Raw genomic sequence first — 15696 nt, forward strand, 5'->3', positions numbered from 1 at the left:
CATCCAGAGCACTAGCTGATGGCGGTCATGACGTTCCAGCCGTCGCCGACGTTGATGCGCCAGCCGAAGAGGCCGTTGCCGGTGCCGGGGTAGGTCCAGAGGGTGCCGTTGGTGTCGCGGGCGGTGAGGTCGGGTTTGCCGTCGCCGGTGAGGTCGCCGGCGGCGCTGATGGCGGTCATGACGTTCCAGCCGTCGCCGACGTTGATGCGCCAGCCGAAGAGGCCGTTGCCGGTACCGGGGTAGGTCCAGAGGGTGCCGTTGGTGTCGCGGGCGGTGAGGTCGGGTTTGCCGTCGCCGGTGAGGTCGCCGGCGGCGCTGATGGCGGTCATGACGTTCCAGCCGTCGCCGACTTTGATGCGCCAGCCGAAGAGGCCGTTGCCGGTGCCGGGGTAGGTCCAGAGGGTGCCGTTGGTGTCGCGGGCGGTGAGGTCGGGTTTGCCGTCGCCGGTGAGGTCGCCGGCGGCGCTGATGGCGGTCATGACGTTCCAGCCGTCGCCGACTTTGATGCGCCAGCCGAAGAGGCCGTTGCCGGTGCCGGGGTAGGTCCAGAGGGTGCCGTTGGTGTCGCGGGCGGTGAGGTCGGGTTTGCCGTCGCCGGTGAGGTCGCCGGCGGCGCTGATGGCGGTCATGACGTTCCAGCCGTCGCCGACTTTGATGCGCCAGCCGAAGAGGCCGTTGCCGGTGCCGGGGTAGGTCCAGAGGGTGCCGTTGGTGTCCCGGGCCAGGAGGTCGGGCAGACCGTCGCCGGTAAAGTCCCGTGCTGCCGCCACAGGAGCAGGGAGCCAGGCCTCACGGCCCGTGTTGAGCAGGCGGTTAGGCGTGCCCGGTGACGCGCCGGTGATAACACCCGGGACGGCGGCTGAGGTTAGCTCCGCGGAAACTCCTGCCGGCGCATGCCCGGGGTTTTGGGACAGGACTACGGCCGCAGCCCCGGCAACGTGCGGGGCGGCCATGGACGTTCCGTTCAAGGTGGCCGTCGCCGTCGTCGAGGTGTGCCCGGCTGACAGGATGCCGACGCCGGGCGCGTAGAGGTCAACGCAGCTGCCGTGGTTCGAGAACCATGCCTGGCGGTCCGAGGAATCGCTGGCTGCCACAGTCAGCGCCTCGGGCACCCGTGCGGGGGACCGGGTGCAGGCATCCACCCCGGTGTTGCCTGCGGCCACGACTGTTGTGACGCCGTCGCTGATGACGCCCCGGACGGCCGCGTCCACCACACTGTTGGCCCCGCTGCCTAGGCTGAGGTTGGCGACGGCGGGTGTCCCCGCGGCGTGATGCGCCGCAATCCAGTCAAGGCCCGCGACGACGTCCGAATCGTAGCCGGAGCCTTCGCAGTCAAGGACGCGAACCGGAACAATGGTCGCGGCCTTCGCCACCCCGAACGTCCTGCCGGCGATGGTTCCGGCAACGTGGGTGCCGTGTCCGTTGCAGTCGCCGCTGCCCAATCCGTCGGCGACGGCGGTCCAGCCCGCCGCGACCCGCCCGCTAAAATCCGTGTGCGCAGCCAGCACTCCGGTATCGATCACATAGGCGTTGACGCCGGCCCCTGAGGACGGCGGCGTGAACGTGCCGGAGAGCGGGAGCGACTGTTGGTCGATCCTGTCCAGCCCCCACGGCGGCGACTGTTGGGTCTCATCCAGCGAAACGGGCGCGTCCACCTCGATGGCCGCGATCCGGGGCGAACGGGCCAGGGCAGCGGCCTGCCCCTTCGTGGCTGTGATAACTGCACCCCGCACCGCGGCGGAGAAGGTTTTTCCCACGGCCACGCCCTGGGACCGCAGGCCCTGGGCTTCGTTGGCGACGTCGGCGCCTGGGGAAAAGCTGACCAGGTACCGTTCTGTGCCGCCCTGGTCGGGCTGGCCGGGCGCCACAGCAGAGGTTGCCGCAGCAGCTGGCAAGGCTGCCGGCAGAACAGCGGCCGCAACCATGAAGGCGCCAAGGGCGCCCAGCAGTCGTTTCGAAGATGGCATGGTTATCTTTCCCCCCTGTGCACTCCGGCTGAGCCCGAAGCCTGTCCCGACGCTGGGTCCCGCCCAGAAAACCGGCCGCTGTGGACCTAGAAAAGTCTACAGGAGCAGTCCGGGCCACGGCCGCTGGCGAGCCGCAGGGGGAATCCCGCAACTCCTTTCAAAGGTTTGCCGGCGTGGCACAGTGGCTTTATGAGCATCGAACAGTGGTGGGCAAAACTGCAGCCATCCACGAAGGAGTGGCTGATCGAGAACAACGGCGACGTGGTCCCGCCGGCGGTGGTGGCAGAGATTGCCCAGGCGGGCGGACCGCCCAGTGACGATTCATGGTGGGCGAGCCAAAGTGAAACCCAGGGGCACTATTTCCCCGACGACGCCATCGACTGGGTCGAGACAACCGCGAACGACGAGGCCGCCGAATAGCACCTTGCGCCTCCTGTGGCGTTCCCCGCCCAGCGGATCCTAACTGGCAGGAGTTCGCGGTGGCGCCCGTCTTCAAAGCGTGGCGGGAATCGGGCGCCCAGGGAAGAGCGTGGAGTATTGCCGCCGGTACATGCGGCGTCCGACCAGCCGGTAGGCAAGCCGGACCGGCAGGGGGATTTCCTTGAACAGTTCCGCCCGGTCCTTGGGCGGATTCGTGGCAAGCACCATGCCGAGGTAGGCCACCATGAACTTCTTGTCGAACTGCTCAATCCCGTGCTGGCCCACCCCTTCCATCTCCTTCTGGTTCATCACCCGGTCCACTACGGGCATCACCTCGGTGACCTCACGGCGGAGGTGCACCTTGAGGACGGATGAGAGGTCCTCGTAGAGGTCGGCGAGTTCCGTGCCCGCCTCGGTGTCCGCCGTTTGCATCCAGCGCAGCCTGACAGGCTCGATGGCCTCAAGCCGCTGCGTGACCTGCTTATGCTGTTCAAGCATCAGGCCCACGTGCAGGGCGCAGGCCGGCGCGCGCTCCGCAATTTGCGGGTACATGAGCAGGTCTTCGCCCTCGTGGTGGACGTGGAGCACCTTGTCGAAGTTCCCGAGCACCTCACCCACGTACGCGGCCCGGCCGGTATCGCCGGGCCTTACGGAACGCACCAGGCCGGGTGCTTCGTCGTAGGCCCACAGGAAAAAGCGGTGGATGCGCCGCATGGCCGCCGTCCCGGTACACAGGACCGGCCCGGACGGAAGTGGAGCCGCGGTCTCGCCGGGCTGCATGGTGAAGAAGTCGGTCATCGGTGGCCCCTAACGGCGCTGAATCGAGACCAGGACCTCTCCCCGGGAGCATCGTATCGCTCGCCTCCGGGCCGCACAATGGCCTGCAGGACGGGTCCCTCGGCTCGCCGGAACTGCCTACCCAATGTGCGTTAGGGGGCGCCGTTGCCTGTAATGCCGCCGTGGCCAGTGCCAGACTTAAAATGACCCGTGGACATTCAAAGAAGGTCTGCCATGACGACCCACAGCCATCGGCCGCGCGGGTGGGCGGCCCGGCATGACGTCCTGCTTTACCTTGTGCTGGCATACGTTATCGCGTGGTCCATCTGGCCGCTGGTCCTGTTGAACCCGGTGAGCAGCCCGCTGGTTCCGTTTGGGCCGGGGCTGGCCGCCGTCCTGGTTGCCGTCACGGCGGGTGGCCGCAGGGAGTTGTTCGGGCTTCTGCGCCAGCTGGGGCGGTGGCGGGTCCATCCGGGATGGTACGGCGTTGCGCTGGGTGTGCCCTTGGCCGTGGCGGGCATCGCCTTTGGGGCTGCCGTCATGGCCGGAGCGCCGGTCCCGCGCTGGGAACCGTCCGATCTTCTGCAGGTTGCCGGCTCCATCGCTGTCACAGTGGTCATCGTGGGGATCTTCGAGGAGCTGGGCTGGCGGGGCTTTCTCCTGCCGCGGCTGCAGCGCGGCCGGAGCGCGCTGGCGGCCGCAGTGTTGGTAGGCCTGGTGTGGCTGCCGTGGCACCTTCCCGAATTCGTGTCGGATCCGGGCCAGCGGCCCCTTGCCCCATTCGCGATCTACATCCTGGGACAGTCGGTGGTGCTCGCCTGGCTCTACAACAGCTCCCACGCAAGCCTGCCGATGGTCATCCTGTTCCACGCCGCCCTCAACAGCTACGCGAGGTTCTTCCTTTCCGAACTGCAGGGAGGCGGCCCATACCTTGTGGCGTGGTACGCCCTGGCCGGCGTGACCGCCGTCCTTGCCCTGGCTGTCACGGCGTATGCCGGCAGCCGCAACCTTGCCAGGAGTGAACTCAAGCCTGTCCACTAGCGCAGCGGGACCTGCCGTTGCGCTGGCGCCGGACCTAAGTCCCTGTTCCGGGAGGCGGTTTAAAGCGTAGGTTGAAGGAGAGTCCCGGAACAGCGGGGCCAGCGCGAGGGGGCATCATGACCAAGCCCAGGGTTTCGGCATTCAGCGTTCTGGGGCTCTGCGCCCTGTTCACGCTCTCAGGCTGTTTCGGCCCTCCGTCCCCGTCGCCCACAGGCAGCGCCTCGTCCCCGGGCTCCTCCGGGACGGCCACGACGACGGCGACCCCCACCTCGCAGGCCAGCGCACCGGTGACTGCATCCCCCACGGCGACAGCGCCGCCGTCGTCCGTTCCAGCGAGTCCGCCGGCGACGGCGGAACCCGCCCCGCCCGGCCTTCCCGAGCAGGTGGCCCCGCTGACGGTCTACTACGTGGCCATCGACGATAACGGCATCTCCGGGCCCAGGATCGGCTGCGGCGACAGCCTTGTTGCCACCACCACCGCACCCGTCCGCTTCACGGACCAGGTGGGCCCCAGCGTCGGCGCGCTGCTGGCGAACAAGAGCCGCGACGTCGGCATGTCGGGGCTGGTGAACGTCCTGTACCAATCGGACCTCCAGTATGTGGGCGGCGAGCTGGACGGCAGCACCATCACCATTTATCTGGAGGGGCAGTTCATGCTCGGCGGCGTGTGCGACATTCCGCGCGCGAAGGCACAGCTGGAGTACACCGCCATGACGGCCGCGGGGGCCACAAGCGCCCGGGTGTTCGTCAATGGACGGCCGATCGACGAGGTGCTCAGCCTCAAGTAGCGCACGGGAGCAGGAACCGAAATGCCCCCGGCAGCAGCGGGAGCTGCGGCCGGGAGCATTTCGTAACCCGAAGGGGCGCCGGTACGTCGTCCGGAAAAGGGTTCAGGCGTGCGCCTTGCTGTGCCCCTTGGTGAGGACCAGGGCGAGGGCCACCATTCCAACGCCGAGCAGCAGGTGCAGGACGTTGTCGAAGCCGTTCAACGGGACGAAGTTGCCGGCCGAATCCTGCGGAACCACCAGGCCGTAGACAAAGAGGACCAGGTAGATGATGCCGCCGTAGAGCAGGAAGGAACGCGCTCCGCCCGCAGTCCGGGCCAGGGCAATGCCGGCTGCGCCGAAGAGCAGGTGGACGATGTTGTGCAGGGCCGAGACCTGGAAGAGGCCCAGCAGCATGGCTTCGGAGTGGTGGCCGGCGAAATGCAGCTGGTCGAAGTTGGCCGTGATGCCCGGCACGAAGCCGAGGACGCCGACCAGCAGGAATACTGCACCCACAGCCAGTGATGCCTTTTGCACGTTGGTGCGGGTTGCCAAGCCTGTGTTCGTGTGAGTTGCCATGGTTTCTCCTGAATGCGATATGCGTCTATGGGTTCAGCTGGAGGTTTTTACCTGCCGGCCCAAAGGGTTACGCCAGCAATTCGGGTCATATCGCATTTCGGATGGGTGCGCACTTAAAAATGATTTATACGAGTGCTCTATCCAGCCACTCATGATGCGAGCAAGATAACCGTATGAAAAAAGCAGCCATCGCCGGTTTCGCGGCGGCAATCATAGGATTCAGTGGAATTACATTTGCGGCCCAGGGCAATGCTGCTGCTGAGCCGTCATTCATCGCGGGCCAGATTATGGTGAAATTCCGCGACGACCGCGCTGCCGCGGGTGCGCTGCGCGGGCACGGCCTCAGCGAGGGCCCTGAAATCGGCAGCACCGGTGCACAGCTGATCAAGGTGCCGGAGGGGCGGGAACTTCAACTTATTGAAGCCCTCAGCCGGAACCCTGTGGTGGAGTATGCCGAGCCGGACAAGATCGTCAGGCCTGCCACAAATGACCAATACTTCCCGGACCAGTACGCCCTGCAAAATGATGGCCAATCGTTCACCAACACCGCCGGCACTGTGACTGTTGACGCGGGAACGCCTGACGCCGACGTGGACGCCGTTGAAGCGTGGAGCGTCACCACCGGGAGTGAGATCGGAGTTGCGGTCCTCGATTCCGGCGTCGCAACCGACAACCCGGACATCAACCCGAAGGTTGTGGCACGGGCAAACTTCACCACTGCACGAAACAATGAGGACAATTACGGCCACGGCACTCACGTCGCCGGCATCGTAGCCGCCATCGGCGGCAACTCCATTGGCGTCGCCGGTGTTTGCCCTGGCTGTAAAATTCTGGCCGGCAAAGTCCTCAGCGACACAGGAATGGGCTCAAGCTCCGGCCTTGCCAACGGCATCAACTGGGCGGTCAACAGTGGCGCGAAGGTCATCAACATGAGCCTCGTCGTGGGAGCATCAACCACTCTTCAAACTGCCGTCAACAATGCCTGGAGCAGGAATGTGGTGCTCGTGGCGGCAGCAGGCAACGGGAGCAGCACGTCCATGATGTACCCGGCCGCCTATACCAACGTCATTGCCGTCGGAGCTACCGACAACACGGATTCCAAAGCCTCGTTCTCAACCTACGGCGCCGATTGGGTGGACGTCGCCGCACCGGGAGTCAGTGTCTACTCCACCTTCCCCAACCACAAGTTCGTGATCGGGAGGCAGAACGGCCGTTCCCAGGGTTATGACATCGGCAGCGGCACCTCAATGGCCGCGCCAATCGTTGCCGCGGTGGCCGCCCTTGCGTGGAAGTCCCATGCAGGCGCCGACAACAACTCAGTCCGCGCAAATGTCGAATCAACAGCCGAGCTGAAGGCTGGCATGGAAACCTGGTGGAAGTACGGCCGCGTGAACGCAGACCTGGCCGTCCGGCAAGGACTTTTGTGAGTGCCGGGGGCGCCGGATTGTTGGGTCCATAGTCCTCTGGACGCCCCCGCCCGGGAGGCTTAATTTGGGAGTAAGCGGATAAAGGAAATCTGATGAAGCGCTTGGTCCTGGGCGTCTGCACGGTGGCCCTGCTGTCCCTGGGGTCAGGACCGGCTGCAGCCGCTCCTCCCAACATCTACCACACGATTTCGAGCACCCACGGTTCGGCAGCGGTGGTGGCCACCGCCGGCTGCGAGCGGACAGAAATCTTCGTCTCCTCAAGCCTGGCCATGTACGCGGGTCAACCGGGTCCGGTGAACAAGCAGGGCCTGACAGGCGTGTTGGTGCGCATTACGGACATCTGTGCGGTGGCGCCCGGCGGGATCGGTACCGCGGCCGGTGGCGGCGCGGTGCTGTTCCAGGCGGATGGCCAGAACATGGCGCCGCTGGTGGTGGATCCCCGGCTGACCAGCGCGTCCGTTGCCACGCAGTTGCCGGGGACGGACGGGGACGGCAACCCGGTGACCATCAGCCTCGCGGCATCGTGGACCGGCACGGGGCCGCTTGAGCATGACACCGGCCATGACCACCAGAACTTCCCGGGCGTGGGCAACGTCAACTCGACCGGCAACAACCTGCGTCGTACTGCCACAGCCACTGTTTCAGTTGCAGTCAACGGACTGACGGCTGCGGGCACCGACACCGAGGCATCCCTGACCCAGGTGAAGTCACGCTGCATCGAAATTGCCCGGCCGGGAGTGGAAGAGTTCTTCCCCTGCTTCGGGTTCCCAGGGTAGCCGGCCAGGCTCCCGCCGAGCGCATGGCTGACCTCAACGTCAAGGAGCGGGGCTTCCTCCACCTGCCGATCGCCACCGCCGCGTCCCAGCCTGCCGAGCAGGTGCTGCAGCACTTGGGCTCCAGCCCGGAGGGGCTGTCCGTCCCGGAAGCGGCTGCCCGGCTCGCTGCCCTCGGGCCCAATGCCGTCCGCACCCACCGCGCCAACATCTGGGCCGTGCTGGGCAGGCAGTTCGCCAGTCCCATCCTGATCCTGCTGATCGTCACGGCCGCCCTGTCCCTCGTCCTGGCCGATGCCACCAACTCTGTGGTGATCGGCGTGATCCTGATGGTCAGCGTGGGGCTTGGCTTCACCAACGAGTTCCGCGCCGAGCGTGCGTCCGAGGCTTTGCACTCCCGGGTCACCCACCGGGCCGTGGTGCTGCGCGGCGGAACCACCAGTGAAGTGGACGTCACCGCCCTGGTGCCTGGCGACGTCGTCCATCTTTCCCTCGGTGCCATCATCCCGGCGGACATCCGGCTGCTGGAGGCCAACGACCTCCTCTGCGACGAGAGCATCCTGACGGGGGAGTCCCTGCCCGCTGCCAAGGACCCTGGGCCGGTGGCGGCCGGCGCGGCCCTGGGAGACCTCGCCTCCTGCGCGTTCATGGGCACCGTCATCCAGTCCGGCGCCGGCACAGGGGTGGTGGTGGCCACGGGCGGCCGCACCGAATTCGGGCGGATAGCGCTGGGCCTGGGCGAGCGGCAGCCGCAGACCGAGTTCCAGCTGGGGCTCAAACGGTTCTCGTTCCTGCTGCTGCAGGTTGCCGTGGTGCTCACCACGCTGATCTTCATCGCCAACCTGCTGCTGCAGCGCCCGCTCATCGAATCGCTGCTGTTCTCCCTGGCCATCGCGGTGGGCATCACGCCCCAGCTGCTCCCCGCCGTCGTCAGCACCAGCCTGGCCATCGGCACCCGCCAGCTGGCGAAGCGGAAGGTGCTGGTGAAGCGGCTGGTCTGCATCGAGGACCTGGGGGACATGGACATCCTCGTCACGGACAAGACCGGGACGCTCACGGAGGGGCGGATCAGCTTCACGGGCGCGCTTCCCGCCGCGCCGGACGTGTCCGACGCCGGCCTGGTCACCTTGGGCCTGCTGGCCACCGAGGCGGACTATACCGAGGCCAAGCTGTCCTCCGCGGGGCAGAACCCGCTGGACGCCGCACTCTGGGACAGCCGCGGCGCGGCGGGGTTTGACCCGGGACGCTTCGAGCGGGTTGACCTGGTGGCGTTCGACCACCGGCGCCGCCGCACCACCGTCCTGGTCCGGGAGGACGGCGGGCCCGCCCGCCTGGTCACCAAAGGCGCGCCGGAGGACGTCCTGGCATTGTGCGGCCCCACTCCGCCTCCGGTGCGGGCCATGCTGGAGGAACAGTTCGACGCCGGTGCGCGGGTTGTGGCGGTGGCCGCGCGCCCGGCTGCCGGGCTGGCCCAGCTCACTCCCGGCGACGAGCGCGGCCTGGCTCTTGCCGGATTCCTGGTATTCCTGGACCGGCCCAAGGCCAACGCCAGGGAATCCCTGGACCGGCTGGAGGAGCTGGGGATCACGGTGAAGATCGCCACCGGGGACAACGCGAAGGTTGCAGAAAAGGTCTGCGCGGACCTGGACGTGAAGTCCGGGGGGACGTTGTCCGGCGCCGATATCGATGCGCTCTCCGACGACGAACTCGCTGCCGCCGCCGGCCGGGCCACCATCTTCGCCCGCGTTTCGCCCGAGCAGAAGGCGAGGATCATCACGCTGCTGCGGCAAAGCGGCGGGTCCGTGGGCTTTATGGGGGACGGCGTCAACGATGCCCTTGCCCTGCACAAGGCGGACATCGGCATTTCCGTTGACAGCGCCACGGACGTGGCCAAGGACGCCGCCGACGTCGTGCTCCTGGACAAGGACCTCGGCGTCCTGGCTGAAGGCGTCCGGGAAGGCCGCCGGATCTTCGCCAACACCATCAAGTACGTGCTGATGGGCACGTCCAGCAACTTCGGCAACATGTTCAGCGCCGCCACGGCATCCGTGGTGCTGAGCTTCCTGCCCATGCTGCCGGGCCAGATCCTGCTCAACAACCTGCTCTACGACACCGGCCAGCTGGCCATCCCGGGGGACCGGGTGGACAAGGAACAGCTGCGCGCGCCGTCCCACTGGAACATCGGGTTCATCCGGCGCTTCATGCTGCTCTTCGGACCCATCAGCTCGCTCTTCGACTTCGCCACCTTCGCCCTGATGCTGGTGGTGTTCGATGCCGTGCCGGGGGAGTTCCGGGCGGGGTGGTTCATCGAATCCATCGCCACCCAGACACTCATCATTTTCGCGATCCGGACCCGGCGCGTGCCGTTCCTGCGCAGCCGCCCTTCCGCCGGGCTGCTCGGGGCATCCCTGGGCGTGGTGGCGTTGGGCATCTTCCTCCCGCTCTCACCGCTGGCAGGGGTGCTGGGCTTCGACCCGCTGCCGGTCCCGTTCTTCCTGGCCCTGCTCGGCATGATCGTGGTCTACCTGGTCCTGGTGGAGTTCGCCAAGCACTGGTTCTTCTCCCGCAGCGCCCAGCTGCTGCCTGCCGGGCCGGTGACCGTCCGCCGTCGTCCGGACACGCACCACCTCTCCCGCCGCGCCTTCCGGTTCAGTGCACCGGTGAGGGTGCGCCCGCTCGAGGTGCGCCGCCGCCGTCGCCGTACTTCCCTTCCGCCCGCTGCTTGATGCCGCGCAGCATCCCCACCTCCATGTAGTGGTGCAGCGGGTCGCCGATGAACATGTCGACGGCGCGGGCCAGCAGCAGCGCGCCGGGCACCTGCCGCACGGCCGACGCGGCAGCCCTGGTCAGCGCAGGGGCGTCGGGCGCGGCGCCCTGGAGCGCGGCACCGATGTACCCCGTTCCCCGGTACCGGACGATGAGGCGGGTGCAGTTGTTGGGGAGGGGCCGCAGCACGAACGTCTCTCCCGCGACGAGGTGCCGGTTGGGCTCGATCTCCGTCACGGTTGCGTAGGCGCCACCGCCGTAGGGCACCTGGTCGCCTACCTTGAGATCCTGCAGTTCCGGGTGGATGCGCGCAGCCGAGTGCTTGCCTTCGACGTACCGGGCACGGACCATGGCCCGTTCCACGAGGTCGTGGCTGTAGAACCCGGCGCGGTAGATCCCCATTTGCACGATCCAGGGCCACACCTGCTCCGGCGGGGCCTCGATGGTGATGGCCCGGGTGCTCTGGAACGCCGGGCGGGGCACCCGGTCATCCCCGGGCAGGGGCTCAACCGCTTCCTCGCCCTGGGTGCCCCACCGCAGCATGGCCGGACGCCACAGGAGGTACGCAAGCTTGAGCACAAATGACCCGGTGAGCACCGCTATTGCCGTGCGGTCTTTCATCCCACAGCCTTCCACCTACTGCCCAGTGGCCACTTCCCAGCAGCGCGCCGTCGCCCAGGTTTCAGCGTGAACCCGGGCGGGCTTCGGCCGACGCCTTGATGCTGGCAAGGAGTTCCGCCTGGCTGCGCTCGGACATCTTGATGACCAGCGAGTCAACCGCGGCCTCCGCCATGTTCCGGGGGACAACATCTGAGCGCATGTGCAGCCGGGTTCCGCCGTTCTCCGGAGCCACCTCCACCTTGAACACCGGACCCAGGGCCGCCTTTGACGTGAAGTACTGGTTTGGGACGAACTCGGTGTACTCGTGCGTCGTCTTAAGGGGGATGCCGAGGACCTTCCACGCAACCTGGAAGGTGGTCCCCACACCCTCCGGCGTGGTTTTCAGGTCGGAGACCTGGACGTCCTGGCCCAGCCAGACCCGAGGATCCTTGACCAGGTCAAAGACCTCCTGCACCGGCGCGGCGATGGTGATCCCATCCGACCAGGTCAGCATCTGGGTGAACTTTTTCTCGCCGGGCTCAGGGGCTGTCTTCTCCCCGGTCTCCAGCAGGCTCTTGATGTTGGCCACCATGCCCTGGACGTCGTTTTCGGTGATCCGGGCGAAGATGGCCTGGACCGGCACCCGGACGACGGGCGCGGGGATGTCCAGGTGCTCCTCGACGGTCAGCTCCGTGCCGCCGTTGGCCGGTTCCAGGGAGAACGTGAGCACAGGTCCCACGGACGCCTTGGAGACGATCTGCTTGTTGGGAACCACCTCCCGGTACTCGTGGGTCACGCCCATGTGGATGCCCCACATGTTGGCAGACCACCGCGCGGAGGTGCCCACGCCGTCGGGCTTGACGTCGAGGTGAGTCACTTCGGACTCGCCGGCATGGCGGTCATCCAGTTCGTGGGGTCGCTCAGGAAGGAGAACACCCTTTCCACCGGGACGTTGATCGTGGTGCTCCGAACGACGTTCTTGCTCATTTCATCTCCTCTCGGGCAGGAGCGTGCATCTCAGCTCCTGGTTCCAGTGCAGTCCCAACGGAGCAACGGAAACAGAGGAAAAGGTCCCAGCAGGCCCGCATGCTTCCGCCGCAGTTACCGGGCCGCTCCCTCCCGCGGGGTGGACCGGATCACCCGGATTACTCCCTGCGAGGACATTAGGACCGGCGGTCCCGGGACTGCACCAGTGTTGCCCACAGGTGCCACAGCATTCCGGCGAAGGTGACCAGGAACGCGGCCAGGGCCAGCCACAGCTCGGTGCGGCCGATCGCAGCGACCAGGGGGAGATGGTCTGCCTGGCCCAGATAGATGCCGGCTACTGCATACATGCCGAGGGGAAAGATGACGCTCCAGAGGCCGGGCTCGAAGGAGAGCGGCACGCGGTGGATCACGTGCCGCCACCACCCTGCGGCAAGGAGCACCGGGAACAGCCACGACGCGAAGGCCCAGAACACTACGGAGGATCCTGCAACGAGTCCCCGCGTCGCATCGACCATGGGCGCCCCGGCCATCTCGACGATCCGCGCCCCGGCGAGGACGCTGATGGCCATGGCGCCCATTGATACGAAGTACTGCGGGCGGAGGTCCTCCGGCCGGATGGGGTAGGTCATGAGCCGCAGCGAAACGAAGATTCCCACCGCGGCGTACAGGATGAGCCCCACTGACCAGGCGACGACGGCGGTCAGCGCCAGGGCGGCGCGCCCGTCCAGCCTGCCATCCCAGACGCACGCCCAGCACGTTGGTCCCGGCAATAAAGGTGAAGAAGCCGAATGCGCGGGCGGGGTCCATGAAATCCCGCCGCATGTCCGCCGGATACCTGGCGAGGCGCACCAGGCTGAGCAGCAGGATCACAGCGTAGGAGGATGCGCAGACCACCAGGAGTGCGGCGGAGAGTGCGTGGAAGCCTTCCAGTTCCAGCCCCACGGAGATGATCCCGCTGGCCATGGTGAGCGCGAAGTACCCGGGCGTGAGGGTCCTGACGGCGTCCAGGACACGGGAACCGAAAGACCTGGGGACACCGATGGCCGTGTTCATGGCACCAAGCTTAGGGCTGCCGGTTCCCGCATTCATGAGCTTCAGGCACCGAAAAAACGGTCCAGCGCCCAGTGCCAGCTGGTCAGTTCCTGCTCCAGCCGAACGGAGGAACCGTGCACGTCATGGCGGAATGCGTCATACAGCTAGACCTCTTCACCGGACAGGCGCCCGAGCGCCGCAGCGGACGGCGACGGCTTGCTGCCCCACACCTCCCGGTGGGCCGGCAGGGTGGCCTCATCCACCAGCGTCCCGCTGGTTGGGGCCGGTGAATGCCTTCATGAACAAGGAGATGGCAGCGGTGCTAAATTCCCGTCCCGCCTAAGCTGCACGTCGCCACTGACAATCACCGGTCAGCCGCGGAGGTCGTCCACGGTTTCTGCCGTGCTGGCATCGTTTTCCGCCTGCTCCCAGTGCCGGCGCAGCAGTTCGGCCAGCCGCTGGGGCTCAATCCGGTGCGGAGGGTCGAAGTGGTGGCGCTTGGGGAACACCTCCAAGTGGAAGTCAGGGAAGAAGACCCTCGCCAGCCGGCTCGCAATCTCGCCATATTCATCCGGGTTGCTCAGTGCGCCCAGGGCGTAGAACACGGGCGGTTGAAAGGCAGCCAAACGTGCCCTGTCCAGGTTGTACGTCCTGAAGGTCCGCAGGAACGCCTTGATCCCTGCGGGCCGCTTGGCCATCCACGGCGGCGGGGGACCCGGTGGCGGCGGCGGAAGGACGACGTCGGGCCTGACTCCCAGCCTCATGAAGGCGGGCATGAACTGCTCGGGCGGAAGAGCATCCAGCGGCTCGTACTGCTTCCAGAGTTCGGCGTGGGCGGGGCTCCAGTCCCAGTTCCCGGCCCAGGCAGGTTCAAGGAGGGCCAGGCTGAGCAGCCTGTCCGGGTGCTTGGCCGCGAAAGCCAGCGCGGCCGCGCCGCCGCCGGAGTAGCCAACAAGGTGGAATGTCTCCCACCCGCGGGCGTCAGCCTCCCGCAGCACGCCCTCGACCTCGGTGTCCAGGCTCCAGCCGGGCGGCGGCTCGTCGTCCGCGTAGAGCTCCAGGTCCTTGGCAACCGCCTGCACGTCGGGCCCCAGGGCTTCAATCAGCGCGCCGTACGCCAGTTCGGCGGGAAGGACGGAGCCCGGAAGCAGGATGACCCGAATCGGTTTCATGGAAAAAACCCTACGCCGGGGCCGGGCGTTGGCAAGGGGGCGTTTCCCGGTGTCAGCTTCCCAGGCCGGTGATGTGCCCGGCCACGAATTTGGCGTCGTCACCCACCAGCGCCAAGGTGGCCGAGGCGTGCCTCGTCAGCCAGGGCAGCCCGACGGCGTACAGGCCGGTGACCTCCGTGACGCCCCGGGAGTGCCGGGGGTAGTCCCACCCGTCCAGCACCGGAATGTCCAGGAAGCTGAAGTCCAGGCCGTATCCGGTGGCCCAGATGACCGATGTGATGCCCTCCGCGTCCAGGTCCAGCCGCGCGCCGGACTCCGCGGGCAGCCAGGCGTCGGCTGTCGGTGTCTCCGGCGGCGGGGCATCAATGCCGGCCGCCGCAATGTAGGCGTCCGCCATCAGCTTCAGGCGCTGGCCGAACCCTGCCTCAACCATCGCCAGGCGTTCGGGGAGGTCGTCGCTGAAGGTGAGGACGCCGTCGTCGGTTCCCTCAAAGCGGCCATGCAGCCGGACGCCGCGGCGGCCCAGTTCCCGCACGCGGATGCTGTGCCCGCCATCGTTCCCGGAAACCAGCGGATTGCACATAAAACGTGCCGCGGGGGAGGGGAGCTGCTCCACCTGGAAACCGTTGATGCCGTACTCAGGGCCGTGGAGGTTGACCTGGAGGATCCAGTGGAAGACGTCCTGGCCGCGGTACCGGCGCGGCGCCTCGGGGCGGCTTGAAACCGCCAGGTGGACTTCACGGCCGGCGGCCAGCAGGTCCTCGGTGATCTGCCCGCCGGATTGGCCGGTGCCCACCACCAGCACTGCGCCGTCCGGCAGCTGCTGCGGGTTGCGGTACCCGTGGCTGTGCAGCTGGAACACATGCGGGGAAAGCCCGGCCGACGCTGCTGGGATGCGCGGCAGCTGGAAGGCACCGTTCGCCAGCACAACCTTCTGTGCCGCGAACCGGCCGCCCGTGGTTTCCACGCTGAATCCGCCGTTGGCCCGGCGCATCCGCGTAACCTCAGTGCCCAAACGCACCGGCGCCGAGATCCGCGGCGCATAATCGCGGAACAGGTCAATGACGGCGTCGCGCGGCAGGAACGCGTCCGGCTCGGGGCCGTCGTAGGTCAGCGCCGGAAGCATGAATGAGAAGTTGGGCGTGTTCAGGTAGAACGAGTCCCACCGGTCCTGCCATGCCCCGCCCAGGTCCTCCCGCCGCTCCAGCACCTGGTGCTCCACGCCGTGCCGGGTAAGCCAGTAGCTCGTGGCCAGGCCGGCCTGCCCGGCCCCGATCACCAGGGTGTTGATGCTCTGTGCCGTGTCCATGGTTTCTCCCGGTGCTCGGGACGGGTGTGAATGTTCGCAGGATATGCCTCCTGCGCCCCCGTGGTAAGTGCTGCTCCAAATC

General features: G+C 67.1%; 15 protein-coding genes and 1 pseudogene. 6 read left to right on the forward strand and 10 right to left on the reverse strand.

The annotated features are described in order from the left end of the window. Positions 1–11: 11 nt before the first annotated feature. Positions 12–1967, reverse strand: coding sequence for a S8 family serine peptidase (locus KTR40_RS05115; RefSeq protein ID WP_228405494.1), 1956 nt, complete (start codon positions 1965–1967; stop codon positions 12–14). Positions 1968–2156: 189 nt separating this feature from the next. On the opposite strand from KTR40_RS05115, the gene KTR40_RS05120 reads away from it, so the two are divergent. Beyond that, positions 2157–2387 (forward strand): hypothetical protein, encoded by a 231-nt coding sequence (locus KTR40_RS05120; RefSeq protein WP_139028398.1) that lies wholly within the window; start codon positions 2157–2159, stop codon positions 2385–2387. 72 nt (positions 2388–2459) lie between these two features. On the opposite strand, the gene KTR40_RS05125 is transcribed toward KTR40_RS05120, so the two are convergent. Next, a complete protein-coding gene (locus KTR40_RS05125) occupies positions 2460–3185 on the reverse strand; it encodes a hemerythrin domain-containing protein (protein WP_228405495.1) in 726 nt (241 codons plus the stop codon). Positions 3186–3398: 213 nt separating this feature from the next. On the opposite strand from KTR40_RS05125, the gene KTR40_RS05130 reads away from it, so the two are divergent. Continuing rightward, positions 3399–4205 carry a CPBP family intramembrane glutamic endopeptidase gene (locus tag KTR40_RS05130; protein WP_228405496.1) on the forward strand — a complete coding sequence of 269 codons (807 nt, stop codon included), beginning with the start codon at positions 3399–3401 and terminating at the stop codon, positions 4203–4205. A gap of 116 nt (positions 4206–4321) precedes the next feature. Beyond that, positions 4322–4993, forward strand: coding sequence for a hypothetical protein (locus tag KTR40_RS05135; protein WP_228405497.1), 672 nt, complete (start codon positions 4322–4324; stop codon positions 4991–4993). Positions 4994–5095: 102 nt separating this feature from the next. Here KTR40_RS05135 and KTR40_RS05140 read toward each other — a convergent pair whose 3' ends face one another. Beyond that, on the reverse strand, positions 5096–5548 hold the full coding sequence (locus tag KTR40_RS05140) for a DUF4383 domain-containing protein (protein ID WP_139028401.1): 453 nt from the start codon (positions 5546–5548) through the stop codon (positions 5096–5098). Between the two features lie 173 nt (positions 5549–5721). On the opposite strand from KTR40_RS05140, the gene KTR40_RS05145 reads away from it, so the two are divergent. The 3 genes from KTR40_RS05145 (at position 5722) to mgtA (ending at position 10474) form a co-directional block, all read left to right on the forward strand. Further along, positions 5722–6975: a S8 family serine peptidase gene (locus KTR40_RS05145; protein WP_228405498.1), complete on the forward strand. Its 1254-nt coding sequence runs from the start codon at positions 5722–5724 to the stop codon at positions 6973–6975. A gap of 92 nt (positions 6976–7067) precedes the next feature. Continuing rightward, complete coding sequence (locus tag KTR40_RS05150; RefSeq protein ID WP_228405499.1) at positions 7068–7751, forward strand: hypothetical protein; 684 nt, start codon at positions 7068–7070, stop codon at positions 7749–7751. 23 nt (positions 7752–7774) lie between these two features. Next, positions 7775–10474: a magnesium-translocating P-type ATPase gene (mgtA, locus tag KTR40_RS05155; RefSeq protein ID WP_228405500.1), complete on the forward strand. Its 2700-nt coding sequence runs from the start codon at positions 7775–7777 to the stop codon at positions 10472–10474. Here mgtA and KTR40_RS05160 read toward each other — a convergent pair. The 7 genes and pseudogenes from KTR40_RS05160 to KTR40_RS05190 all read right to left on the reverse strand — a co-directional run bounded on the left by KTR40_RS05160 (position 10398) and on the right by KTR40_RS05190 (position 15614). Next, a complete protein-coding gene (locus tag KTR40_RS05160; RefSeq protein WP_228405501.1) occupies positions 10398–11135 on the reverse strand; it encodes a hypothetical protein in 738 nt (245 codons plus the stop codon). The two genes, mgtA and KTR40_RS05160, sit on opposite strands and share 77 nt — an antisense overlap. 61 nt (positions 11136–11196) lie before the next feature. Beyond that, on the reverse strand, positions 11197–11991 hold the full coding sequence (locus KTR40_RS05165) for an SRPBCC family protein (RefSeq protein WP_228405502.1): 795 nt from the start codon (positions 11989–11991) through the stop codon (positions 11197–11199). Next, positions 11988–12101, reverse strand: a complete 114-nt coding sequence (locus tag KTR40_RS05170; RefSeq protein ID WP_228405503.1) for an SRPBCC family protein — start codon at positions 12099–12101, stop codon at positions 11988–11990. Before KTR40_RS05170 ends, KTR40_RS05165 begins: the two co-directional genes overlap by 4 nt. Positions 12102–12277: 176 nt before the next feature. After that, positions 12278–12871, reverse strand: a complete 594-nt coding sequence (locus tag KTR40_RS05175; RefSeq protein WP_228405504.1) for a tellurite resistance/C4-dicarboxylate transporter family protein — start codon at positions 12869–12871, stop codon at positions 12278–12280. Between the two features lie 43 nt (positions 12872–12914). Next, a pseudogene (locus KTR40_RS19095) lies at positions 12915–13190 on the reverse strand (hypothetical protein); the annotation flags it as partial. 314 nt (positions 13191–13504) lie between these two features. After that, positions 13505–14305 carry an alpha/beta fold hydrolase gene (locus KTR40_RS05185; protein WP_228405505.1) on the reverse strand — a complete coding sequence of 267 codons (801 nt, stop codon included), beginning with the start codon at positions 14303–14305 and terminating at the stop codon, positions 13505–13507. Positions 14306–14357: 52 nt separating this feature from the next. Next, positions 14358–15614 (reverse strand): NAD(P)/FAD-dependent oxidoreductase, encoded by a 1257-nt coding sequence (locus KTR40_RS05190; RefSeq protein WP_228405506.1) that lies wholly within the window; start codon positions 15612–15614, stop codon positions 14358–14360. Positions 15615–15696: the final 82 nt, after the last annotated feature.

It is taken from the genome of Pseudarthrobacter sp. L1SW, from assembly GCF_020809045.1.
In the GTDB taxonomy this organism is placed as follows: Bacteria; Actinomycetota; Actinomycetes; order Actinomycetales; family Micrococcaceae; genus Arthrobacter.

Excerpts from the sequence above, each read along its gene's own strand:
- KTR40_RS05190 (WP_228405506.1), bottom strand. The coding sequence starts at position 15,614 with ATGGACACGGCACAGAGCATCAACACCCTGGTGATCGGGGCCGGGCAG.
- KTR40_RS05170 (WP_228405503.1), bottom strand. The coding sequence starts at position 12,101 with ATGAGCAAGAACGTCGTTCGGAGCACCACGATCAACGTCCCGGTGGAA.
- KTR40_RS05115 (WP_228405494.1), bottom strand. The coding sequence starts at position 1,967 with ATGCCATCTTCGAAACGACTGCTGGGCGCCCTTGGCGCCTTCATGGTT.
- KTR40_RS05140 (WP_139028401.1), bottom strand. The coding sequence starts at position 5,548 with ATGGCAACTCACACGAACACAGGCTTGGCAACCCGCACCAACGTGCAA.
- mgtA (WP_228405500.1), top strand. The coding sequence starts at position 7,775 with ATGGCTGACCTCAACGTCAAGGAGCGGGGCTTCCTCCACCTGCCGATC.
- KTR40_RS05120 (WP_139028398.1), top strand. The coding sequence starts at position 2,157 with ATGAGCATCGAACAGTGGTGGGCAAAACTGCAGCCATCCACGAAGGAG.
- KTR40_RS05160 (WP_228405501.1), bottom strand. The coding sequence starts at position 11,135 with ATGAAAGACCGCACGGCAATAGCGGTGCTCACCGGGTCATTTGTGCTC.
- KTR40_RS05135 (WP_228405497.1), top strand. The coding sequence starts at position 4,322 with ATGACCAAGCCCAGGGTTTCGGCATTCAGCGTTCTGGGGCTCTGCGCC.
- KTR40_RS05150 (WP_228405499.1), top strand. The coding sequence starts at position 7,068 with ATGAAGCGCTTGGTCCTGGGCGTCTGCACGGTGGCCCTGCTGTCCCTG.
- KTR40_RS05185 (WP_228405505.1), bottom strand. The coding sequence starts at position 14,305 with ATGAAACCGATTCGGGTCATCCTGCTTCCGGGCTCCGTCCTTCCCGCC.
- KTR40_RS05145 (WP_228405498.1), top strand. The coding sequence starts at position 5,722 with ATGAAAAAAGCAGCCATCGCCGGTTTCGCGGCGGCAATCATAGGATTC.
- KTR40_RS05130 (WP_228405496.1), top strand. The coding sequence starts at position 3,399 with ATGACGACCCACAGCCATCGGCCGCGCGGGTGGGCGGCCCGGCATGAC.
- KTR40_RS05125 (WP_228405495.1), bottom strand. The coding sequence starts at position 3,185 with ATGACCGACTTCTTCACCATGCAGCCCGGCGAGACCGCGGCTCCACTT.